This window comes from Coprococcus sp. AM100_B19A, from assembly GCF_027662015.1.
Lineage (GTDB): Bacteria > Bacillota > Clostridia > Lachnospirales > Lachnospiraceae > Allocoprococcus > Allocoprococcus comes.
Window position 1 is genome coordinate 39,367 of the sequence record NZ_JAQDKN010000004.1, and the last position, 21,579, is coordinate 60,945.

At 38.5% G+C, this 21,579-nt stretch carries 25 protein-coding genes and 1 pseudogene; 2 read left to right on the plus strand and 24 right to left on the minus strand.

All coding sequences use genetic code 11. The annotated features are described in order from the left end of the window. Positions 1–71: 71 nt before the first annotated feature. The 10 genes from PGQ33_RS05150 to PGQ33_RS05195 all read right to left on the minus strand — a co-directional run bounded on the left by PGQ33_RS05150 (position 72) and on the right by PGQ33_RS05195 (position 7,676). Positions 72–1,127, minus strand: coding sequence for a helix-turn-helix domain-containing protein (locus PGQ33_RS05150; protein ID WP_117598187.1), 1,056 nt, complete (start codon positions 1,125–1,127; stop codon positions 72–74). Between the two features lie 220 nt (positions 1,128–1,347). Next, entirely contained in the window at positions 1,348–1,935 is a 588-nt protein-coding gene (locus PGQ33_RS05155; protein ID WP_055296469.1) for a DUF2812 domain-containing protein, read from the minus strand. Positions 1,936–1,952: 17 nt separating this feature from the next. Further along, positions 1,953–2,255, minus strand: a complete 303-nt coding sequence (locus PGQ33_RS05160) for a PadR family transcriptional regulator (RefSeq protein ID WP_270205383.1) — start codon at positions 2,253–2,255, stop codon at positions 1,953–1,955. A 132-nt stretch (positions 2,256–2,387) separates the two neighbouring features. Further along, the gene (locus PGQ33_RS05165; RefSeq protein ID WP_004850581.1) at positions 2,388–2,762 is read right to left on the minus strand and encodes a TnpV protein; all 375 of its coding nucleotides are present in this window, start codon (positions 2,760–2,762) and stop codon (positions 2,388–2,390) included. Between the two features lie 4 nt (positions 2,763–2,766). Continuing rightward, positions 2,767–4,185, minus strand: a complete 1,419-nt coding sequence (locus PGQ33_RS05170) for a plasmid recombination protein (RefSeq protein ID WP_270205384.1) — start codon at positions 4,183–4,185, stop codon at positions 2,767–2,769. A gap of 235 nt (positions 4,186–4,420) precedes the next feature. After that, positions 4,421–4,648, minus strand: coding sequence for a DUF5348 domain-containing protein (locus PGQ33_RS05175; RefSeq protein WP_055258605.1), 228 nt, complete (start codon positions 4,646–4,648; stop codon positions 4,421–4,423). A 174-nt stretch (positions 4,649–4,822) separates the two neighbouring features. Further along, positions 4,823–5,062 (minus strand): complexin-2, encoded by a 240-nt coding sequence (locus PGQ33_RS05180; RefSeq protein WP_118049204.1) that lies wholly within the window; start codon positions 5,060–5,062, stop codon positions 4,823–4,825. 67 nt (positions 5,063–5,129) lie between these two features. Next, complete coding sequence (locus tag PGQ33_RS05185) at positions 5,130–6,212, minus strand: AAA family ATPase (RefSeq protein ID WP_055247529.1); 1,083 nt, start codon at positions 6,210–6,212, stop codon at positions 5,130–5,132. A 166-nt stretch (positions 6,213–6,378) separates the two neighbouring features. Next, entirely contained in the window at positions 6,379–7,470 is a 1,092-nt protein-coding gene (locus PGQ33_RS05190; protein WP_004850597.1) for a site-specific integrase, read from the minus strand. Between the two features lie 11 nt (positions 7,471–7,481). Continuing rightward, on the minus strand, positions 7,482–7,676 hold the full coding sequence (locus PGQ33_RS05195; protein ID WP_004850599.1) for a hypothetical protein: 195 nt from the start codon (positions 7,674–7,676) through the stop codon (positions 7,482–7,484). Between the two features lie 232 nt (positions 7,677–7,908). On the opposite strand from PGQ33_RS05195, the gene PGQ33_RS05200 reads away from it, so the two are divergent. Next, positions 7,909–8,391: a helix-turn-helix domain-containing protein gene (locus tag PGQ33_RS05200; RefSeq protein WP_008790928.1), complete on the plus strand. Its 483-nt coding sequence runs from the start codon at positions 7,909–7,911 to the stop codon at positions 8,389–8,391. Positions 8,392–9,226: 835 nt separating this feature from the next. Here PGQ33_RS05200 and PGQ33_RS05205 read toward each other — a convergent pair. The 12 genes and pseudogenes from PGQ33_RS05205 to PGQ33_RS05260 form a co-directional block, all read right to left on the minus strand. Continuing rightward, positions 9,227–10,168, minus strand: coding sequence for a helix-turn-helix domain-containing protein (locus PGQ33_RS05205; RefSeq protein WP_117603652.1), 942 nt, complete (start codon positions 10,166–10,168; stop codon positions 9,227–9,229). 150 nt (positions 10,169–10,318) lie between these two features. Further along, entirely contained in the window at positions 10,319–10,639 is a 321-nt protein-coding gene (locus tag PGQ33_RS05210; protein ID WP_008373564.1) for a DUF3784 domain-containing protein, read from the minus strand. Between the two features lie 41 nt (positions 10,640–10,680). After that, positions 10,681–11,013 (minus strand): DUF3784 domain-containing protein, encoded by a 333-nt coding sequence (locus tag PGQ33_RS05215; RefSeq protein WP_117598193.1) that lies wholly within the window; start codon positions 11,011–11,013, stop codon positions 10,681–10,683. 58 nt (positions 11,014–11,071) lie between these two features. Continuing rightward, on the minus strand, positions 11,072–11,269 hold the full coding sequence (locus tag PGQ33_RS05220) for a zinc ribbon domain-containing protein (protein ID WP_270205385.1): 198 nt from the start codon (positions 11,267–11,269) through the stop codon (positions 11,072–11,074). 47 nt (positions 11,270–11,316) lie between these two features. Then, positions 11,317–11,732 (minus strand): annotated as a pseudogene (locus PGQ33_RS05225) (YjdF family protein). A 241-nt stretch (positions 11,733–11,973) separates the two neighbouring features. After that, the gene (locus PGQ33_RS05230; RefSeq protein ID WP_117598191.1) at positions 11,974–12,348 is read right to left on the minus strand and encodes a TnpV protein; all 375 of its coding nucleotides are present in this window, start codon (positions 12,346–12,348) and stop codon (positions 11,974–11,976) included. A gap of 3 nt (positions 12,349–12,351) precedes the next feature. After that, the gene (locus tag PGQ33_RS05235; RefSeq protein ID WP_118254362.1) at positions 12,352–13,773 is read right to left on the minus strand and encodes a plasmid recombination protein; all 1,422 of its coding nucleotides are present in this window, start codon (positions 13,771–13,773) and stop codon (positions 12,352–12,354) included. 217 nt (positions 13,774–13,990) lie between these two features. Then, positions 13,991–14,218: a DUF5348 domain-containing protein gene (locus PGQ33_RS05240; protein ID WP_105310380.1), complete on the minus strand. Its 228-nt coding sequence runs from the start codon at positions 14,216–14,218 to the stop codon at positions 13,991–13,993. A 189-nt stretch (positions 14,219–14,407) separates the two neighbouring features. Beyond that, complete coding sequence (locus tag PGQ33_RS05245) at positions 14,408–14,641, minus strand: complexin-2 (protein WP_118330533.1); 234 nt, start codon at positions 14,639–14,641, stop codon at positions 14,408–14,410. 115 nt (positions 14,642–14,756) lie between these two features. Continuing rightward, complete coding sequence (locus PGQ33_RS05250; protein ID WP_330417700.1) at positions 14,757–15,746, minus strand: AAA family ATPase; 990 nt, start codon at positions 15,744–15,746, stop codon at positions 14,757–14,759. Then, on the minus strand, positions 15,730–16,947 hold the full coding sequence (locus PGQ33_RS05255) for a site-specific integrase (protein ID WP_118254368.1): 1,218 nt from the start codon (positions 16,945–16,947) through the stop codon (positions 15,730–15,732). The genes PGQ33_RS05250 and PGQ33_RS05255 overlap by 17 nt, the downstream gene beginning before the upstream one ends. 14 nt (positions 16,948–16,961) lie before the next feature. Then, positions 16,962–17,156 (minus strand): DNA-binding protein, encoded by a 195-nt coding sequence (locus tag PGQ33_RS05260; RefSeq protein WP_105310383.1) that lies wholly within the window; start codon positions 17,154–17,156, stop codon positions 16,962–16,964. Between the two features lie 102 nt (positions 17,157–17,258). Here PGQ33_RS05260 and PGQ33_RS05265 point away from each other — a divergent pair, with 102 nt between their 5' ends. After that, a complete protein-coding gene (locus PGQ33_RS05265) occupies positions 17,259–17,930 on the plus strand; it encodes a helix-turn-helix domain-containing protein (protein ID WP_243002483.1) in 672 nt (223 codons plus the stop codon). A gap of 202 nt (positions 17,931–18,132) precedes the next feature. On the opposite strand, the gene tuf is transcribed toward PGQ33_RS05265, so the two are convergent. Both tuf and fusA read right to left on the minus strand, forming a co-directional pair. Next, positions 18,133–19,326, minus strand: coding sequence for an elongation factor Tu (gene tuf / locus PGQ33_RS05270; RefSeq protein WP_044999124.1), 1,194 nt, complete (start codon positions 19,324–19,326; stop codon positions 18,133–18,135). A gap of 118 nt (positions 19,327–19,444) precedes the next feature. Next, complete coding sequence (gene fusA, locus PGQ33_RS05275) at positions 19,445–21,562, minus strand: elongation factor G (protein ID WP_044999122.1); 2,118 nt, start codon at positions 21,560–21,562, stop codon at positions 19,445–19,447. Positions 21,563–21,579: the final 17 nt, after the last annotated feature.

The window sequence follows — 21,579 nt, forward strand, 5'->3', positions numbered from 1 at the left end:
GCACGCGTCTGTGGAAATGTCAAAAATTTTCTTCTTTCTCAACTATATCTATTTCCATACATTTTTACAACCTATTTCAAGTGTTCCTCAAAAATTAATTCGAGTTCCTTATTCCCTCTCAAGAATTCATACTCTTTCTTATTTTCAATTTCCGAATACAATTCACGAACAAAATTTTTTCCAACTCCCGAAAAGGCTTTTCCCTGTGCAGTATCTTCATACCTGTAATACAAAGGGGATTGTGTCATATTCCAAGGCTTCTGTGATTCACTTAATAATTGCTTAATTAACTGAACACATTTTTCTACATCTTTTCGATATCCAGCAATCAGCAGATATGGCACTGTGTTGCCGTAATTCCATAGTCCAAACAACGATATCATGTGATCTGTAATCTCAGCAATTCTCTCTGCTTTATCATGATTTTCTGTTTCTTCTTCCATTTCAATTAACTTATACAAGTAGCTTTGAATATTGACAACTGCCTGTAGCAGTTTCCCTTCCAGGAATAACGCAGCAGTGTCTGTTCCTTCCTGATGTGCTAATACACTTGTTTTCATAATCGTTGCATCAATTACAGTATCAGGAATTTTTTTCAAAAGGGCATTTGCTTCTTCATATTTCTCCATTTGGACATATTTTGTTGCAAGTATAAAAACGCTTGAATTTCTCACTCTTTCATCCTGACTGTCTGCTGTTCGTTCCAGCCACTCAATAATAGCTGTATTATATTCCATTCGTTCTTCGTCATTAAGATCTGACAAAGTCAAAGATCCGTTCAGAACGGTTGCGATCGTATATATTAATAAGTCGCAATGAGGATACTCCTGTATTTTACGAGATGCCATCTCGAAAGCCTCTGTAAAGCTGTCCAATGAAACTTCCGAAAGTTCATTCACAAATTGTCCAATCTCTTTTTCTGTCAATTCTTCATGAAACGAAAACAATTCATTCATATCAATTTTCAATAGTCGTGCCAAAGCTGGAAGTAATGAGATATCGGGATATGTATTTCCCTTTTCCCATTTATTTACCGCTGGAGTAGAAACACCCAGATAATTTGCCACCTGTTCTTGTGTTAATCCCGCAGTTTTTCGATAATTTTTTATCTGCTCACCAATACGCATTGTTCACACCTCCTGTCCTTATTTCCATTATAGCGTTCCCAATACATGTTTACAATTGAGCCTTTGTTTACTTATTACTTTCTTTTTTTAACTTTCAATTAATTTTCTCTAATATTTATATCATCAGCAACAAACTGCCCACAAGTTTATGAACGGGCTACTAACCCTCAAACGACAGTGTATTACATTGCATCAACTAAACCAACCTTGTTATCCTGAATCACCACTCCTTCATCTTCGCTTCATGCCTATTTTTCATAATTTGCAACTGGTATATAATGACAGGGATTAGAAAAATCACAGCAACTATGCCTAAAATAACAGACCGATTTACAGTAGCAAATGCCGCGAGCATAAGCATTAATAACAGCCATGGATTTCGCAAATTACTGTAATAATTTGCCCTATCTTCATAGGACGTATGAAGGTCAAAAGGTTTTCCATCATTTTCTTTTTCTACAATCAGCAATTCCCTGTTAAATGTTGTAGTGTTTGTTGCAACACGACCGCCAATTTCAGCCCACGGACGCCAGCGAACTTTACCAACAGAATAATTAAGATTGATATTTTTATAGAATACGGAATATCCCATTTCTTCCAAGAAATCATGGTAATCTTCAGCATTAGCTTTTGATTTTTGTCCTATAAACTCCACGCAATATTGAACTTGACCTGGCTTACATTTTTCAAATTCATAGAGTAATTTTCCCGTTCGAATAAGGCGATAACCTTTTTCAGCCATCTTATTCAGCCAGTTTTTCTGTACCGTTAATAGCCCACCAAAAAAACGATAACACTTTTTGCTCATAGTGTACCTCCTACAATTCAGCTTGCAATACCTACAAGTTCACGAAGTCTGATAAGTTCTTTTTCAGCTATCTCCTTTCCTTTTACAGTGATAAGATACTCTTTTTTTCTACCTTCACTATCTCCGAAAAGCTCAATCCATCCCTTTTCCAGCATTGAATTTAATGCACCATATAAAGTGCCTGCTCCCAATGAAAGCCGCCCACCTGTTTTTTCTTCAATGAACTGCATGACAGCATATCCGTGTTTAGGTGAATAGAGTGAAAGCAAAATATAGAATGTCACTTCTGTGAGTGCACCACTTTTCACATTATCCCTCATAGCATTCCCTCCTTATTACGGTTACTGTAATAACTATATCAGTAACCGTAATAAAAATCAAGAGATGTGAAATAAATCTTAATAAGCCGGATAGTATTATGCTTTTCCTGTTCAGTCCTTTACAAACAATACTTATATATAAAGTATTTCTCTCAACACCATTTCTTCTGCACTAGCTTTTATATTATTCATCAGTCTAACCCACTTCGTCCGATTCTGTACCTTTAATTCTTCAGTTACGCCCTGTTTTTCTGCCATCTGTTCCATAAGCATTTCCACCTGCTCTCTGCTCTCCTGATCAATCTGATTCAGGTGTTCCGTCAGCTTTCCAGTCAACAACAAATATTGATATTTTGCTAATCTGTGTTCCTTCAGAAACTGTTTCCTCAGCATTCCATATTTCCCATATATCGGTTCTTCTTCATTCAATACCAAATCCGGCAAATAATAATCTCCATGCAAAGTATAGCTTAATCCGTTCTTTTCATCATAAATGTGTGTTTCCATAATCTTATCTCTCCATTTCTCTGTTTTTTGATTTAGTTTTCTTACGCTGCTGATTCTCCATCTCGCTTTTTTTCATTCCCCATGCCAATCTTTCATGAATATTTCCCTTCGGCATTTGTTCCATCCGTCGCTTTTCTTCCAGGACTTTCTCGTTTTGAATATCCTGCTGTACTGCTGTATCTACAGTTTCTATTCCAAGAACACGCACAACACGATCATACCTATCAGAAACACCTTGTAATATATCTTTTTCTTCTGACAATTTCTGATTATCTTTACGTATATCATCCAGTTCTCTCTGAATAGCATTATATTTTTGTTTCACCTTTTGATATTTTCTCTTCCAACCTTCCACCTCTTTCGTGAGTTCTTTAACCTGAGCCGCCATTACAGCAACCTTATTCTTTATTTGAAGAAACAATGGTTTAATTTTTTTATCTCGATAGGTTACTGCCCGTTCTAGCGTGCCCGCCTCCGGCAGTAACATTTTAACCGTTCCATATTCTTTGATTTCTTTGCTCACACTATCCATAATCGGTTGTAGCTGTTCTCTGCGATCTTCCAGGCTTTTTAGTTCTTTTTCTGCGCTCCCTGCCTTTTGTTCTGCTTCTTGCTTCGCCTTGATTGCCTGTTCCTTATCGTCTTTTAAATTCTGGATATCTGCTCTGGATTCTGCAATTTGTGCTGTTAATTCTTCTTTTTCAGCAGTTAGATGCTCTTTCTCCTGCTCCAATTCCTGTACTTCCTTTTTCCGTTCTTTTTTCTTGAAGTTATAGACATCCAGATGTTCCTCATGAGTACCTTTCTGTTCCCATTCAATTCCATACTGCTTTGCAGTCTCTGCCAGAACTTCTTTTTCATGATTTATCCACTGATTCAGTTCCGTATCATGCTTATTTCCACCTTGAAATCCAAGACCTTTTAATGCCTGTTTCAGCGAAACTCTGGTATCCATTCCTTTTCCTTTCCAGCCCGTCACATAAGGAATAAAGTCAATATGGAGATGTGGAGTAGCCTCATCCTGATGCAAATAGCAACTAAATACCCGAAGTGTCGGATTCCGTTTCTGGAAATCTTTTACATACTCATCCAGTACGTTTACAGCCAGATTTCCTGCTTCTGTTCCAACAGCCATATCTTCTCGGTTTCCAATCTGGAAAATCACTTCATGGAACAACTTTTCCTGTTTTCCCTGCCGGATTTTTTCATAGTAATTTGTAATCTTCCGGTCTTTTCTTTTCCCGGTATTGTATCTCTCCACAGCATCATCAAATAACTCTTTGTAAACTTCTTTCAGATTTTCATTCTGGTAACAAATATTTAATTGTACTCTGTCTGGGTCTACATTCTCTGCGAAAAACTCTCTCCTGTTATGAGCCAGAGAACCTTTCCCAATCATACCGCTAATTGTTCGTTTTATCATAATGTTTCTCACCTCTTTTCTAATCAAGTGCTAGATATGGCACATAATTTTTATTCACGCCAGTAATAGCGATATTAAGAAACTTTCGCCGGATACGGCGGTTTTGTTACTTTTGTCAAAAGTAACGCAAAAGCACTTTCGACAGCCGTACCGTCCATCAAAAGTACCCTTGCGCCCTGCCGGGGGCTATTCCTCCCGTTGGTCGGTTCACTCCTGCGTTACTTGTATGGCTGAATTATCCCGGTATCCTTGCCCGGATATATTCCAGATCACCACAATACGGTGTTCCTACAAGATACCATTCTCTTGCAGGATTCATTTCCATTCTAGTCTGAACCCATTCATCATCAAGCAACACTTCCAGGCATTCTCCACAGTGAAATCCTGTATCAATCCATAGATCTGATGATAATAATCCATATCTTTTGTTATAACTGTTATATCCTAATCTTCCTTCTCTCATTGTGCCAATCTCCTTTCATCTACCGTTTCCGCAGGGGCGCCCTGAATCAGGGCTCCCTTTTGAAAATTCTCTTCTACGCCAGTCAACTCCCGACTACACCTTACCAACATTCTCCTTGTCTGCTATCTACAGGTGCGTGACACGCTCCTGTAATAAAGTGTTCAGAAAGAACCTTTACCATCGAAAGTTCTCCGGTATTCCCCGTCTGTCCAGATATTCCTGCCGGAACTTTTCCCTTTCTTCTTCTGTTGGTGCTGTTTTGGATTTGCTGTACACTTCACGATTCACTATTGCATCCAGTTTCTTCTCCAACCCCAACCGGATTTTTTCTTCACCATCGTAGTTATCCATCAAAAAATATTGCAAGAGCTGAAAGAATAACTCGTATGGAATCTGTACACTTTTATTTTGCATCTGTTCTCCTTTCAAGGTAGCAAGATTCCCTCTTCTTAAGAAATGGTAATCTTGCCATCTTCCATTTTTATTCTGGCAACATCCAATACCATTGCTTTCCACGCTTTACGGAATCAATTTCAAGTTCCCGTTTGGCGTTCCATAGAGTTTTACTTTTAATTCCTCTGGCTTCTGCTTCTTCGGCAATTTTCTTCTGTGTCATTCCTCCATTTGCCAGTATCTCAAGGAGAAATTCTTTTGCTTTCCGGCTTTTCTGTCCTCTTCCGTCTCCATTAAGAAGTTCATCGGCACTGATATCATATTCTCCAATCCATTCAAACCCATTATTCTTATCCAGTCTGAATGCAATGGACGTTCCTTCCGGTGCAAGAGAACTCTTCGTATGACATACCACTCTTACTTCCGGTTCATCTTTCACTCGCCCGACAATCAGAACACTTCTTGCAGCAGCCTGAAAATCAATGGAGCCAAGTCCTCGATAAGAAGATTTTCCGTTGCTGTTTTTGTTCATATGACCGATTAAAATGACTGCACAGTGATATTTTTCTGACAGCACTGCGATACGCTTCATCAGTGGTCTGATCTCATTTGCCCTGTGCATATCTACGTCCGCTCCCAGAAAGCCCTGTATCGGATCAAGAACAACCATTTTTGCTTTTGTCTGCACGATTGCTTCTTCCAATCTGACATCTGCCATTGTCAGTGGCTGGTCACTGTCATCAATCACCAGCACCTTTGAACAATCTGCACCTGCAGCAAGTAATCTGGGTTTGATAGTATCTCCAAGTCCATCTTCTGCTGTCTGATAGATTACATTTACAGGTGACACAGAAGACTGTTCCTGCATATTATCTTCAGCATCTAAATCTTCATTCTCACTATCGACTTCATCACTTCGTTTTTCTTTTGTTTTCGTTGTATCAGTAACAGGAAGAATCGGCTCTCCTCTGGTCAGTTTTGCAATAATCTGAAGTACCATCGTTGTCTTGCCTTCTCCTGGATCTCCCTGTATAATGGTCACTTTTCCATAAGGAATAAACGGATAAAGCAGCCATTCTACCTGTTCCACCTCTACTGAATCCATATTGATCAGTTTCAGTTTTGGTTCTATTCTACAATTCTCAATTTTATTTTTTTCATTCATATTCATTCCATCATCTCCTGCCCTTCCGGGCAAGTCTCTGATGAACAGATATTCGGGAATTGTCGTATTTCCCGATTCGTGATATACTGAATCTGCCAAGATGGTATATCAGTGAATCTGATTATCAGAGAACTTGCTCAGATTATTTATCTGGGCTTTTTCTTTTGCCTTTTCAACATTCATCTCTTTCTTCTCCCAATCCGGTAACAGCATTTCCATTTTCATTATCCAGAAGATTTGCAATCTTTCTCTGCTGATTTGGATAAAGATGTCCATAAGTGTTCAATGTGATACGAATATCTTTATGACCTAATCTGTCCCGAATCAATAACGGTTCCACACCTTTCTCAATAAGATAAGCCACATGGCTGTGCCTGATATCATGCACTCGAATTTTCTTCACTCCTGCCAGCTCAATCTGCCGTTTCATCTTATGCTGTACCGCTTCCTGAACAACCGGAAATAATCTTTCTGTATCCGGCATTCCGTAATGACCATCTACAAATTCCTTAATTTCCTCTTTCAGAAATTCCGGAATTTCGATTGTCCGAAAGGACTGTTTTGTTTTCGGTTCTGTGATAATATCCTGCATTCCTGTCCGGTAATAAGTCTTATTGATACTAAGCTGATTCTTTTCAAAATTGATATCAGCTTTTGTAATCGCAAGCAGCTCCCCGATCCTGCATCCAGTCCAGAACAGCATCTCAAACATAAGATAATATCTTGTTCCCGGCTCCATTGTCTGTATAAACTGTTTGTACTCGTCCAGTGTCCAGAAGTTCAAACTTCTTGAATCTGAATTTCCCATTCGTTTCACTTTCTTGCATGGATTAACCGGCAAGTCATAGATTTTAGCTGCATGTGTAAACAGACTGGTCAACTGATTCTGAATCATTCTCAGATAAGAATCTGAATAGCCTTTTTTCTGAATTTCATTCTGCCACTGAATAATCTGTGAAGCCTTGATTTCACTCATCATCTGATTTCCGAAGTATGGAACGATATGCTGTTGCATCATATATCTTTTATTTTTGATTGTTCGATCTTTCAGATCATTTTGTTTGTCTGAAAAATAAATCTCAATAAAATCGCTCAGCTTCATATCCATACTTCGCTCATTGCTCAACTTTTTGCTTCGTTCAAACTCCAATGCTTCTCGCTTTGTTTCAAATCCACGCTTTCTGCGTTTTTTCTTCTCACCCATGACATTTGTCTCAAACCACTGGGCTGTCCATTTTTTTGTGTCTTTTTCTCTGTAAGCCATATTGATCCTCCCTAATTTCCTGCTATTTCATAGCCATACATCTTTTTTGCCCAAAACGCCTTTGGTATTCTTCCAGCCATCGTAATATATCCCTGTGCAGATAATTCTTTATTCATAGCTTTCACCAGTTTATAGGCATGAGATTTTGAGCAGTTTAATTCCTGTGCCACTTCATCAGCACTCATCATATAATTGTAACTTGCCATATTGCCTCCTCCTTTCCTCTCCAGATATAGAATACGTTTACTGTATTTCTATATCTGTACGATTTTCGTAAATTGATAATATCATGTATTTCTATCGTTGTCAATATTTCGTAAACATATTTTTACGAACTTCGTACACTATTTTTTCTTTATTTTATTCCACGTCTGTGTTATGATATTTTATAGATTTATGTTTTTCGTAATTTTCTAATATATGAAAAAGGAGGATTCTATGGGTGACGGTAAAAATTTAAAGAAATATCTTGATGAAAAAGGCACAAATGTCCGCAAAATTGCAAAGGCAACCGGAATCAGTGCTACAACCTTATATTCAATTATTCAAAAAGATTCCAATATTCGATTTGATTTTGCATTAAGACTTGCGAATGAATTGCAAATTGATGTGAATGAGATATGTTCTGCCAGTCCATTTTCTGGCACAATTAAGGAAGAAGAGATTTATCCTACACTTCCAGACGGTTTGAACGGAGCATTAGACGCAAGTCGTGTAAAGACTTACTTAAAAAATTCTATGTATCCGCTGATGTACCTTTTCGGTAAGAACAGTATGCCTGATGTAGATAATCTGCTTACATCGTTCTATCAGCTTGATGATGAATCCAGACAGGAAGTTGTGGAAACTATCCGTCTGAAATTACAATATCATCGTGATCCAGAACGTGCTGAACAGATCAAACAGATCAAAGGCTGGTAAAAAAATTACTCCTGTGAATAGCAAACATTCGCAGGAGTTTCTTTTTGGCACCGTTTTGGCACCGCTGGTCTTATTTTTCAATTATAAATTTATCTGTATTTCATCTTGCTGATAAATGTTTCACTATTACTAACCTGATAAATTTACAAATAATTCTTTTCTTAGAGTACAGAAAAACCCCGGAAACCTTGCGGTTCCGGGGTATCTTACGTTTGGACACAACGTTATCTTACGATAACAAATCTATATTCAGATTGTATTACTCGATGATTGTAGCAACACGTCCTGATCCTACAGTACGTCCACCTTCACGTTTGTGAGGTTCTTAAAATCTCATTATTTTCTGTGATTTTCGTGTCTTTATTGTCCTGTGTTATAGGATTTCTACGCTATATTTCTGTTCTCTTCATTTTTTAGTATCAAAACGGTATCACAGCCAGATTTTCATGAGCTGTCAACTTTCCGGTTGCAGATTCCCACCTTGACTGTTATAATCGAAACATGGGTGCTATCATAACGGTAGGCGGTTAGTCCTTCAGCAGAGGGACTGTGACCCTCTGATTACATAGAAACTCGAAAGAGAATCCACTGGAAAGGAGGGCTAAGCCAATGAGTATTGTGGACTTTATTGCAGTCGTGAGCTTCGGCATCACCTGCTTTTGTGCCGGATACACATTCGGCAAAGATAATAACAAGACACAAAAATAACCGCCCCAGCCTCGCAAACTGAACGGTTATTTTTAATCAATTAAGTATGTGGACTAACCGTCTATCGGTAGCACTCTTTTTCTATAATCATATTAGCACGCATGTGTGAAAATGTCAAAAAATTTCTTCATTCTTGGTTATTAATCTCCTTGATCAACTGTACTGCCTTCTCTGCATCATCGGTTTTCACGAATATATCCACACCATATATTCCAAATCCTGGTGCCCCATGCATTGCAACATTCGCACCTGCTTCCTGCGAAAAAGCTGCTATTCCATTTTGCTTTAACATTTCTACAAGTTGTTCTGTCTCTACTATATTCTGTGCATTATAAATTTTTGTCCATTCTGCCTTAGATATGGAAGTTTCCTTTTTCTCCTGAATATTTGACGAATTCTGGTTTCTTTTTCGATTAATAAATGCCAAGAGCCTAAGAACAATAAATGCCACAATAGTAATACCAATCAGAAATCCCAATGCTAATTGTGTTACCTGTGTTTCTGTAGCTCCCATTCTAAATAAACATATGCCATAGATGACTGTAAAAATTCCTGTACATATCACACTGGTGAGAAAATCTCGCCATATAGTAGCACTTTTTGGCAAACATTTATCCCATATTCCATTATACACCATAATAGAGGCGTACAGGATTCCTCCTACCAAAGCAGTTGCTGTCTCTCCTAAAACCAAGCGAATATCCACAGTTAATAACATCTGAATAATAATCGCTAACACGCTAATCACAAACATTGATGCAAATGCAAGATTTCCAGCCTTTAATGCTTTTTGTTTCACCCATCCTTCATACACCACAACTTTGTCCAGTGTTTCTTTCATCTCTTTATTCATAGTCTGGCTCCTTTCTCCATCCAGGAGCTCTCTCATCTCAACATCGTAATATTCAGCAAGTTGAACAAGTATACTGAGATCTGGCATATTTATTCCTGTTTCCCATCTGGAAACTGTTCTTGCAGATACCTCAAACTTCTCGGCAAGCTGCTCTTGCGTAAGATTCTTTTCTTTACGACATTGCTTTAAAAAAGCTCCAATCTTTTTTGTGTCCATGTCTCTACCTCTCTTCCACTTACAGCTTACCAATATGTATCAAAATTACCACGACATAAAACGAGAATCCGCTAATTTTCAACCGGACATCGTATGTCTAAAACAAATAAACGGTATTTTCACCCCAAAAGCATTCTATTCCTCTATAAATTAACCTTCTCTTTTATGTCTATCCATAAGTAGCAGAATAAACATAACAAACCATATCACCCATGCAATTAAACAACCGATTCCTATATGCCAAATATCTATAATCATTCCAGCAATAAAAGGAATTGACATAAACATCATTCTCTTCCCATATGCCTTACACATAGCATTTTCATCATATTTTTTTCGTTCTTCTGCTGATTTCATATTATAACCAGACAAGAATTTGGATGCTTGTCCTTTTGACCTATAAAACCATATTCCAAATAAAAGCATAATCACTGCCATTGCAAAGTCAAAAATAATATAAATATAGAACATATAATGCCTTCCTTTCAGTCAATTCCTCAAACCAGAAATTATTACTTTTTGCATAGTGTGTTTTCTAAAATGATAATAACCACGACATCAACTACAATGATTCCCAATGCAATATATACAAAAAATGCAGGCAAAATATTTTCAAGCAAGCCCATAATTAATACAAGAATTGCTATAATAGACATTCCAACTCCCATTGTCCTGCATAACTTCTTTTCATCATATTTTTTCTTTTCTTCTTTTGAAGCTGTATTATATCCAGAAATAAACCAGCTTCCGTGTCCAGAAAGTAAAACTATAGAAAGTACAGCAAATATTACAAAGACAATCCACACTATCCAATCAGAACCTGTTGCTAAATCTGCTAATTTCAATTATAGACCCCTCCCTAAATTCCGTTTTTCTTAATTCTAAAAATCTGAAAGTTGTCTTTTAAGATTTCAATTTCGTTAAATTCTCTAAATACATTTCTGTATAACCACATTCTGGGCAGACTGCAACTCTAACATCATCTATAGTTGTCGCCTTTTGTTTTTCATCTACACGAACAACCATCCCATAGCCACCGCCATTAACTTTAAGTCTTAAATCTAATTTCATACTTGCTCCACACTTTTCACATTTCCTCATTGTTTATACCTCCAAATCCCGAATTTGAGAAAAAGCCCAAAGGACTTTTAATGTCCCTTATGCTTTTCTCTTTTCTTTCGCTGTTTTAGTTCAAACATTCGCTGTTCTTCCGCCTCTTTTTTCTTTCGTTTTTTTCTTTACGCTCCTGTTTGTTCTGTTCCTGTTGTAATTTCAACGCCTGTTGCGATTTTGTGCCAATGCCAGTTTCCAGCATCTGCTTTTTTGCTGAACGCTGCATCCGTTTCGGATTTCTTTTTATATCCTTTACAATAGCTTCAACAGCCGGACTGAATTTCAAACCGAAATAGTATTTTTGAATATATTCCTGCACTTCATAATCTTTTGGTTCTACGCCAAATGTTACCTTTGCCACAGATAATTTACCATCTTCAATATGCTCAAATATGCCTACCCAAAATGGTTCTTCAAAATATACCGTCAATCTTCCATTTACTCTGTCCATAAAAATCCCTCCTAAAATTTATTGAACAAAGAATGGACAACCCGGAGGGGCAGGTTACTTACCCTATTTATATAGGACGGCCGGGCTACCTACCGGCTCTGGCACATCAAAGATGCACGTTGCGTTTTTATCTTTGTTTTGATAAGTTTCAATTTACCTTCACTTTATTTTACCATAGTGCTTTCTAAAGTTCTATTCTAATATACAAAAATGTAAAAAAGCGATTTTATCCCCCTCGCAATCACACATATATCATGTTTTTCAATACAATTTCTTCTGCACTAGCTTTTATATTATTCATCAGCCTGACCCACTCCATCTGATCCTGTGCCTTTAATTCTTCAGTTACACCCTGTTTTTCTGTCATCTGTTCCATAAGCGTTTCCACCTGTTCTCTAGCTTCCTGATCAGTCTGATTCAGATGTTCATTCAGCTTTCCAATCAATAACAAATACTGATACCTTGCTGATCTGTGTTCTTTTAAGAACTGCTTTCGTAACATTCCATATTTTCCATATGTCGGCTCTTCTTCTCTTAAAACCAGATCCGGCAAATAGTAATCTCCATGCAATGTATAGCTCATTCCATTTTTTTCATCATAAAATTGTTTTTTCATAGTCTAAATCTCCAATCCTTTGTATTTTGTTCTATTTTTCTTACGTTGTTGGTTTTCAATCTGACTCTTTTGAGTCGCCCATTCCAACTGTTTCAGAACGCTTCCCTTTGGCATTTGCTCCATTCGCCGTTTTTCTTCCAGTGTCCTCTGTTCTTTAATATCCTGCTGCACCACATCCTCTACAGTTTCTGATCCCAAAATACGCACCACTCTGTCATATCTGTCCGAAATCTCTTGTAAACGTTGATTATCATTTAATAATTCCCCATTTTCTTTACGCACATCATCTAACTGCGTTTGGATATCATCACATTTCTCCGTAGATTTTTGATATTTGTTTTTCCAGCTTTCTATCGTTTTGTTAAGTTCTACAACCTTTCCAGCTAATGCAGCAATCTGATTCTTCATCTTGATAAACAATGGCTTGATTTTATTTTCTCTGTAAGGTACTGCACGTTCAAATGTTCCTGCCTCCGGTAAAAACGTCTTAATCATTCCATATTCTTTTATTTCTTTACTGGCATTATCCATAATCGGCTGCAGCACATCTCGACGCTCTTCCAGACTTTTTACTTCTTTTTCTGCGTCCTCTGCCCTTTGTTCTGCTTCTTGTTTCTCCCTGATTGCCTGTTCCTTATCGTCTTTTAAAATCTGGATATCTGCTCTGAATTCCGCAATTTGTGCTGTCAGTTCTTCGTTTTCTGCAGTTAGATACTCTTTCTCCTGCTCCAGCTCCTGTACTTCCTTTTTTCGCTCTTTCTTCTTGAAGTTATAAACATCCAAATGTTCCTCATGAGTACCTTTCTGTTCCCATTCAATGCCATGCTGTTTTGCAATCTCTGCCAGGACCTTTTTTTCATGGTTCATCCACTGGTTCAACTCTGTATCATGCTTATTTCCACCTTGAAATCCAAGACTTTTTAATGCCTGTTTCAACGAAACTCTGGTGTCCATTCCTTTTCCTTTCCAATCAGTCACATAAGGAATAAAATCAATATGTAAATGTGGAGTAGACTCATCCTGATGTAGATAACACCCAAATACCCGTAGCGCTGGATTCCGTTTCTGGAAGTCCTTTACATATTCATCCAGCACTTTTACAGCCAGATCTCCTTCTACTGTTCCGACAGCCATATCTTCACGATTTCCAATCTGGAAAATCACTTCGTGGAACAGCTTTTCCTGCTTTCCCTGACGGATTTTTTCATAGTAATTTATAATCTGCCGATCCTTTCTTTTTCCCACATTATACCGTTCTACAGAATCATCAAACAACTCTTTATATACTTCTTTCAGATTTTCATTCTGGTAACGGATATTCAGGTGTACTCTGTCCGGATCTACATTTTCAGCTATAAAATCCCGTCTGTTATGAGCTAGGGAACCAGCTCCAATCATGCCGCTTATTGTCCTTTTTATTGTCATATTCCTTCACCTCCCCTTCTAAAAGCAGTGCCAGATATTGCATATAATCTTTATTTACGCCAGCCATGGCAATTATAAGAAATCTTCGCCGGATACGGCGGTTTTGTTACTTTTGTCAAAAGTAACGCAAAAGCACTTTCGACAGCCGTACCGTCCATCAAAAGTAACCTTGCGCCCTGCCGGGGGCTATTTCTCCTGCGGTATGTATCCGCATATCCTATTCCGGTATTCTCGCCCGGATATATTCCAGATCACCACAGTACGGTGTTCCTACCAGATACCATTCCCTTGCCGGATTCATCTCCATTCTGGTCTGCACCCACTGATCATCAATTAGTACTTCCAGGCATTCTCCACAATGAAATCCTGTATCAATCCATAAATCTGATGACAATAAACCATATCTGTCGTTACTGCTGTTATAACCTAATCTTCCTTCTCTCATTGCTGTATGCTCCTTTCTATTGTCCTGCTGTAAGCACGCTCTGCTTTAGGGCTCCCTTTCGCAACCTATAATTTGTCTATAAATAATCGGGTAATCTATAACCTCTCGTCTGCACATTACAGACTTTCCCTTGTCTGATATTTACAGGTGCGTGACACGCTCCTGTTATAGAGTAATCAACAAGAAGTTTTACCATCGAAAGCTTTCCGGTATTCCCTTTTTTTCCAGATATTCCTGCCGGTACTTTTCTCTTTCTTCCTCTGTTGCTGCTGTTTTGTACTTGCTGTATAATTCTCGATTTATCATTGTATCCAGCTTTTTTTCCAATCCTTTTTTTATATCATCCTCTTCCTGTTTCTGATCCAGTAAATGATATTTTAAAAGTTTTCCAAACAACTCCTCTGGAACCATAACGTTTTTCATTTTCTCACCTTCTTACTTTTCAGATAAGGACGCAACACTGCAATGTCTTTACAGATTGCAACCTTACATTTTAATTCCGCATTTTCTATAAACTCTGCAATGTTGCATCCTTTATTTATTCCGGTTTAACTTTATCCAAATCCCAATACCATGAATTACCAATTCGTCTTGCCTTAATTCCGAGTTCTTTTTTTGCATTTTCCAATGTTCTTTTGGAAATATTCAATTCTTCTGCCATATCAAAAATTTCGCTGCTTTGTACGGAATTTGATATTTCTGCCAGTTCTCTCAACATCTTCTTGGCTTGTTCCAGCTTGTTTATCTTGGGTGCAATTCCTCCAAGCACTTCATCTGCTGTGATTTCATAGTCACCTACCCACTCAAATCCTGTTTCTGTCAGGCGAAATGCTTTGGAATGTCCAAATGCTGCCAGATTATTTTTAATTTGAACCACTGCTCTTAAATCCGGTTCTCCCTCTATTCTTCCTACCAGCAATACGCTTCTGGCTACTGCAAAAAAGTCAATCGAACCCATTCCTCTATATGCAGCTTTGTTTCCACCAGCTTTATTCATGTGTCCAATCAATAAGATTGCACATTTGTATTTTTCTGCCAGTAAGCTCAATTTCTTCGTCATGTCCCTTGCTTCATTTGCCCGGTTCATATCCATTGTTCCACCAAGATATGCCTGGATCGGATCTAAAATAAGCACCTTGGCACCTGTCTGTTTGATGGCAGCTTCCAGTCTTTCATCAATCATGGAAAGTGATTTTTCTGTTTCATCTATAACCATGATTCTTTCACAGACCGCTTCTGCCAGTTCTAATCTGGGTTTTACCGTATCTGCCAGTCCATCTTCTGCTGTCTGATAAATAATATTTACTGGTTCTGTTACCTTCATATCGTTGTCCAATCCTTCTCCTTTAGACAATCTTGCTGCAATATTTAGCACCAACGTAGTTTTTCCATCGCCTGGATCTCCCTGAATAATCGTTAATTTCCCATAAGGAATAAACGGATACCAGAGCCAGTCCACTGTCTGGGACTGGACATCTGACATCTTTATCATTTTCAATTCTGCTTTATTGTCATTTTTCTGTTGCATAAGTTCCTCCATTTTCCAAACTGTTCTCATCAATTGTCTGTTGTTCTCTGGAAGAATCCCTGCTATAATCAACTTGTCTAGGGTTGACATTTGCGGATTCGTCCTCATTTGTCACATTGCTCCGGTTGTTCGTACTTCCGGAGCTTTTTATATTTTCATCATCCAGCATATCTGCCACCACTTTTTGCTGATCTGGATATAAGTGACCATAAGTATTCAATGTAATACGAATGTCTGTATGTCCAAATCTTTCTTTAATCATCAATGGCTGTACACCTTTATTGATCAGAAATGCCGCATGACTGTGACGAATGTCGTGTACTCTTATCTTTTTCACTCCGGTCTTTTGAACCACCTGTTTTAACTTATGCTGTACTGCTTCATGAACCATTGGGAAAATCCGTTCATCTTCAGGTAATTCATACAATTTACCAATATAATCCTGAATCTCTTTTTTGAGAAATTCTGGTATGGAAATTGTGCGGTTAGATTCTTCTGTTTTAGGAGAAGTAATTACATCTTTTCCATGCATACGGTAGTAAGTTTTATTGATATGAAGCAGATTTCTTTCAAAATCAATGTCCGCAGGTGTAATGCTGAGTGCTTCGCCCTCTCTTGCTCCTGTCCAGAATAATAATTCAAACAATACATAATATTTGCTGCCCGGTTCTATTCCGGTCATAAACTGTCGGTATTCTTCAATCGTCCAGAATTTCATTTTCTTTTTTGAAGTCTTTCCCATGCGTTTCACCTTGTCACAGGGATTGTCTGCCAAATTGTAGATATTCTTCGCATGATTGAACAATGCCGTCATCTGATTCTGTATTGTTTTCAGGTAATCATCTGAATATCCTTTTTCAATAATCGTATTCTGCCACTGAATAATTTCTGCAGGTGTAATACTGTTCATTGGTCTGTCCTTAAAATACGGTAACAACTGAGCATTCATCGTATCTCTTTTGTTCTTAATACTTCTATCCTTCAATGACTGAGCCTTGTCTCGGAAGTAAACTTCTACAAACTCTCCCATTGTCATATCCATGTCCGCTTTCGCTGTTCTTTTATACTCCGATTCGAAATTTAACGCTTCTTTCTTGGTACGGAACCCTCTTTTTACTTTTCTCTTTTTGGCTCCTGTCCAGTCCTCGTAATAAAACGAAACATACCAGGTTCCTCTTTCTTCATCTTTGTATGCTGCCATACTTTCTCACCCCCTTACATTACGATCTGGGAATATCCATAAAATTTCTTTTCCCAGAATGCCCTCGGTATTTTGCCTGCAACGGTCACATATCCCTGATCTGCAAGCTCTTTGTTCAATTTACGAAGTAGCTTATAAGCATATCCAAGTGAAATTCCCATGCTTTCAGCCACTTCTTCTGCTGTAATCATATAGTTCTGTCTCTGCATATCATTTCCTCCTTGTCTATAATTATCATTTTCACTGATACTATATCATTTTAAATAATCATTGTCAATAATTTTTATCTGTATGAATGATATTTTTCTATATTGTTGATTTTTATCATTTGTGATATACTGTTCTTAGCTTTTAAGGAGGTGGCTAATATGCAGGAATCATCTATTTCAGAAAAAATAAAAGAGCTACGAACTGATCTGAAGATGAATCAGAAAAACTTTTCCGCAGCTATCGGTATACGTCAATCAACTTTATCCAGTTATGAAAATGGTGTGGTTACTCCCTCCAATGATGTGTTATTGACTATTGCTCAGAAATTTCATGTCTCTTTGGACTGGTTATTTGGATTATCTGAAAATAAAGTACAGATTTCTACTCTCAGCGATATTATTTGGGTTTTGCTGCAGATGAATGAATCCAATGAACTCCGGTATGAACTGGATATAAATAATAAATTTCCCGGTGATATAGAAACAGAAACACAGAAATGGTATGCCGGACTTCGCTTTTATGGAAATGATCCGGAACACTCTTTAAATGCAGATATGTGTAATTTTCTTGCCGATCTGCAGGAGAACAGAGAAAGCCTGGAATCTTATTTCACAGGTAAAGATATGTTTGATATGTGGAAGAAACAGACGTTGGAATACTACACTTCCAAACCTGTCACCCATAAAGAAATTGAAGAACTGAATTTTGAAACACGAATCCGTAAACGAGATGAACTTTTAGCACAGAAATTTTCAAATAACGAACAGAAATAGTATCATAACAGTATCACAGGCATATATGCGAAGATTTTCAGTTTCTTCCCATACCTGCCTGTTTTTAATATATTCGCTATTCTTTACAGCCTTATTTTAAACTTTTTACTCAACAGAAAAACCCCGGAAACCTTACGGTTCCGGGGTATCTTACGTTTGGACACAATGTACCTTGCGGTACTCAATATATATTAATCAGTGATTACTCGATGATTGTAGCAACACGTCCTGATCCTACAGTACGTCCACCTTCACGGATAGCGAAACGAAGTCCCTGTTCCATAGCTACTGGATGAATCAGTTCGATTGTCATTTCTACGTTATCACCAGGCATGCACATTTCTGTTCCTTCTGGAAGTTCGCAAACACCTGTTACGTCTGTTGTACGGAAGTAGAACTGTGGTCTGTAGTTGTTGAAGAATGGAGTATGACGTCCACCTTCATCTTTTGTAAGAACGTATACCTGTGCAGTAAACTTGTGGTGGCAAGTTACTGAACCTGGTTTACAAAGAACCTGTCCTCTTTCGATTTCGTCTCTCTGAACACCACGAAGAAGAGCACCGATGTTGTCACCAGCCTGAGCTTCATCAAGAAGTTTACGGAACATTTCAACACCTGTTACAACTACTTTACGTGTTTCTTCTTTAATACCAACGATTTCTACTTCATCAGATACGTGAAGTACACCACGTTCTACTCTACCAGTAGCAACTGTACCACGTCCTGTGATAGAGAATACGTCTTCTACAGGCATAAGGAATGGTTTGTCTGTATCACGTTCTGGATCCGGAATGTATGAATCAACTGCATCCATAAGTTCCATGATCTTGTCTCCCCATGGTCCGTTCGGATCTTCAAGAGCTTTAAGAGCTGATCCCTGGATGATTGGAGTATCATCTCCTGGGAATTCATACTCGTCAAGGAGTTCACGGATTTCCATTTCTACTAATTCAAGAAGTTCGTCATCGTCAACCATATCACATTTGTTCATGAATACAACGATGTACGGTACACCTACCTGACGAGAAAGCAGGATGTGCTCTCTTGTCTGAGCCATAACACCATCAGTAGCAGCTACAACAAGGATAGCACCATCCATCTGAGCAGCACCTGTAATCATGTTCTTTACGTAGTCAGCATGTCCTGGGCAGTCAACGTGTGCATAGTGACGTTTCTCTGTCTGGTACTCAACGTGAGCTGTAGAAATTGTGATACCACGTTCTCTCTCTTCTGGAGCTTTATCGATATCTTCAAAGTTCTCTGCTGTGTTTCCTGGTACTCTTGCTGCAAGTGTCTTTGTGATAGCAGCTGTAAGAGTTGTTTTACCGTGGTCAACGTGACCGATAGTACCGATATTACAATGCGGTTTTGTTCTTTCAAATTTAGCTTTAGCCATTTTGAATATCCTCCTTAAATATACCACCCAATAGGGCATTTTAGTTTACGATGTTTTAACTCGGCTAATACTGATTATATTTCATAAAGTACAGTTTTTCAAGCCTTTTTCGTATTTTTTATGCGTTTTTGTTAGATAAAATCTTTTCCTGAACAGACTTCGGAACTGGCTCATATTTTTCGAAGAACATTGAGTAGTTTCCACGTCCCTGAGTTCTGGAACGAAGGTCTGTAGAGTATCCGAACATTTCTGAAAGCGGAACATATCCTCTAACGATCTTTCCACCGCCGAGGTCATCCATACCTTCGATACGTCCACGACGAGAGTTGATATCACCGATAACATCTCCCATGTACTCTTCCGGCATAGTAACTTCAACTTTCATGATAGGCTCAAGGAGTACCGGGTCAGATTTCTTCATAGCATCTTTGAATGCAAGAGAACCTGCAATGTGGAATGCCATTTCTGAAGAATCGACTTCATGGTAAGAACCATCATATACGGTTGCATGAATACCTACTACAGGGAATCCACCAAGAATACCAGCTTTCATGGCTTCTTCAATACCTTCGCCTACAGCCGGAATGTATTCCTTCGGAATTGCACCACCGACAACAGTAGAATCGAATTTGTATGTTTCTTCACCATTGACATCCATTGGTTCGAATTTAACTTTACAGTGTCCGTACTGTCCACGTCCACCTGACTGTTTAGCATACTTGCTGTCAACATCAACTGCTTTTGTGAAGGACTCTTTGTATGCAACCTGCGGAGCACCTACGTTAGCTTCTACCTTGAATTCACGAAGAAGTCTGTCTACGATGATTTCAAGATGAAGTTCTCCCATTCCGGCGATGATTGTCTGACCTGTTTCCTGATCAGTATGAGCACGGAATGTTGGGTCTTCTTCTGCAAGTTTTGCAAGAGATTCACCAAGTTTACCCTGAGAAGCTTTTGTCTTAGGCTCGATAGCGAGCTCGATAACTGGTTCTGGGAATTCCATAGATTCAAGGATTACCGGATGCTGTTCATCACAGATTGTATCACCTGTAGTTGTAAACTTGAATCCAATCGCTGCTGCGATATCTCCTGAATATACTTTATCCAATTCCATTCTCTTGTTAGCATGCATCTGAAGGATACGTCCAACACGTTCTTTTTTATTCTTTGTAGCGTTCAATACATAAGAACCTGAATTCATAGTTCCTGAATATACACGGAAGTATGCAAGCTTACCTACGAACGGGTCTGTCATGATCTTGAATGCAAGTGCTGAGAAAGGTTCTTCATCTGAAGAATGTCTTACTACTTCATTACCATCTTCGTCAACACCCTGGATTGGCGGGATGTCTGTCGGAGCCGGCATATATTCAACGATTGCATCCAGAAGCTTCTGAACACCCTTGTTTCTGTAAGCAGATCCACAGCAAACCGGTACTGCTGTACATTCACAAGTAGCTTTTCTAAGAACTGCTTTGAGCTGATCTACTGTCGGGATTTCGTCCTCAAGATACATCATCATAAGTTCGTCATCCAATTCACAGATCTTTTCAACCAGTTCTGTATGGTAAAGCTCAGCATCTTCTTTCATGTCATCCGGGATTTCACATACTGTGATGTCATCACCCTTGTCATCATTGTAGATGTAAGCTTCCATTTCCATAAGGTCGATGATTCCCTTGAAATCATCTTCTTTACCGATTGGTAACTGAAGAACGATAGCGTTCTTACCCAATCTTGTCTTAATCTGTTCTACAGCGTTGTAGAAGTTTGCACCTAAGATGTCCATCTTATTGATGAAGGCCATTCTTGGTACGTTGTATGTGTCTGCCTGACGCCATACGTTTTCTGACTGAGGCTCAACACCACCCTTAGCACAGAATACACCTACAGCACCATCCAGTACACGAAGTGAACGTTCAACCTCTACAGTGAAGTCAACGTGTCCCGGAGTATCAATGATATTGATACGATGCTCAAGAGCACCTTTTTTCGGTTTTGTATGATCTTCAAGTGTCCAATGACATGTTGTAGCTGCTGAAGTGATCGTGATACCTCTTTCCTGCTCCTGTTCCATCCAGTCCATGGTAGCAGTTCCTTCATGAGTATCACCAATCTTATAGTTAACACCGGTATAGTATAAGATACGCTCTGTAAGAGTGGTCTTACCAGCATCAATATGCGCCATAATACCGATATTTCTGGTTCTCTCTAATGGATATTCTCTTCCAGCCAAGATTTTTTCCTCCTATA

What these genes read in the sequence shown, in the direction of transcription:
- PGQ33_RS05150 (WP_117598187.1), bottom strand. Translation starts at nt 1,127, where the DNA reads ATGCGTATTGGTGAGCAGATAAAAAATTATCGAAAAACTGCGGGATTA.
- PGQ33_RS05155 (WP_055296469.1), bottom strand. Translation starts at nt 1,935, where the DNA reads ATGAGCAAAAAGTGTTATCGTTTTTTTGGTGGGCTATTAACGGTACAG.
- PGQ33_RS05160 (WP_270205383.1), bottom strand. Translation starts at nt 2,255, where the DNA reads ATGAGGGATAATGTGAAAAGTGGTGCACTCACAGAAGTGACATTCTAT.
- PGQ33_RS05165 (WP_004850581.1), bottom strand. Translation starts at nt 2,762, where the DNA reads ATGGAAACACACATTTATGATGAAAAGAACGGATTAAGCTATACTTTG.
- PGQ33_RS05170 (WP_270205384.1), bottom strand. Translation starts at nt 4,185, where the DNA reads ATGATAAAACGAACAATTAGCGGTATGATTGGGAAAGGTTCTCTGGCT.
- PGQ33_RS05175 (WP_055258605.1), bottom strand. Translation starts at nt 4,648, where the DNA reads ATGAGAGAAGGAAGATTAGGATATAACAGTTATAACAAAAGATATGGA.
- PGQ33_RS05180 (WP_118049204.1), bottom strand. Translation starts at nt 5,062, where the DNA reads ATGCAAAATAAAAGTGTACAGATTCCATACGAGTTATTCTTTCAGCTC.
- PGQ33_RS05185 (WP_055247529.1), bottom strand. Translation starts at nt 6,212, where the DNA reads ATGAATATGAATGAAAAAAATAAAATTGAGAATTGTAGAATAGAACCA.
- PGQ33_RS05190 (WP_004850597.1), bottom strand. Translation starts at nt 7,470, where the DNA reads ATGGCTTACAGAGAAAAAGACACAAAAAAATGGACAGCCCAGTGGTTT.
- PGQ33_RS05195 (WP_004850599.1), bottom strand. Translation starts at nt 7,676, where the DNA reads ATGGCAAGTTACAATTATATGATGAGTGCTGATGAAGTGGCACAGGAA.
- PGQ33_RS05200 (WP_008790928.1), top strand. Translation starts at nt 7,909, where the DNA reads ATGGGTGACGGTAAAAATTTAAAGAAATATCTTGATGAAAAAGGCACA.
- PGQ33_RS05205 (WP_117603652.1), bottom strand. Translation starts at nt 10,168, where the DNA reads ATGGACACAAAAAAGATTGGAGCTTTTTTAAAGCAATGTCGTAAAGAA.
- PGQ33_RS05210 (WP_008373564.1), bottom strand. Translation starts at nt 10,639, where the DNA reads ATGTTCTATATTTATATTATTTTTGACTTTGCAATGGCAGTGATTATG.
- PGQ33_RS05220 (WP_270205385.1), bottom strand. Translation starts at nt 11,269, where the DNA reads ATGAGGAAATGTGAAAAGTGTGGAGCAAGTATGAAATTAGATTTAAGA.
- PGQ33_RS05230 (WP_117598191.1), bottom strand. Translation starts at nt 12,348, where the DNA reads ATGAAAAAACAATTTTATGATGAAAAAAATGGAATGAGCTATACATTG.
- PGQ33_RS05235 (WP_118254362.1), bottom strand. Translation starts at nt 13,773, where the DNA reads ATGACAATAAAAAGGACAATAAGCGGCATGATTGGAGCTGGTTCCCTA.
- PGQ33_RS05240 (WP_105310380.1), bottom strand. Translation starts at nt 14,218, where the DNA reads ATGAGAGAAGGAAGATTAGGTTATAACAGCAGTAACGACAGATATGGT.
- PGQ33_RS05245 (WP_118330533.1), bottom strand. Translation starts at nt 14,641, where the DNA reads ATGAAAAACGTTATGGTTCCAGAGGAGTTGTTTGGAAAACTTTTAAAA.
- PGQ33_RS05250 (WP_330417700.1), bottom strand. Translation starts at nt 15,746, where the DNA reads ATGCAACAGAAAAATGACAATAAAGCAGAATTGAAAATGATAAAGATG.
- PGQ33_RS05255 (WP_118254368.1), bottom strand. Translation starts at nt 16,947, where the DNA reads ATGGCAGCATACAAAGATGAAGAAAGAGGAACCTGGTATGTTTCGTTT.
- PGQ33_RS05260 (WP_105310383.1), bottom strand. Translation starts at nt 17,156, where the DNA reads ATGCAGAGACAGAACTATATGATTACAGCAGAAGAAGTGGCTGAAAGC.
- tuf (WP_044999124.1), bottom strand. Translation starts at nt 19,326, where the DNA reads ATGGCTAAAGCTAAATTTGAAAGAACAAAACCGCATTGTAATATCGGT.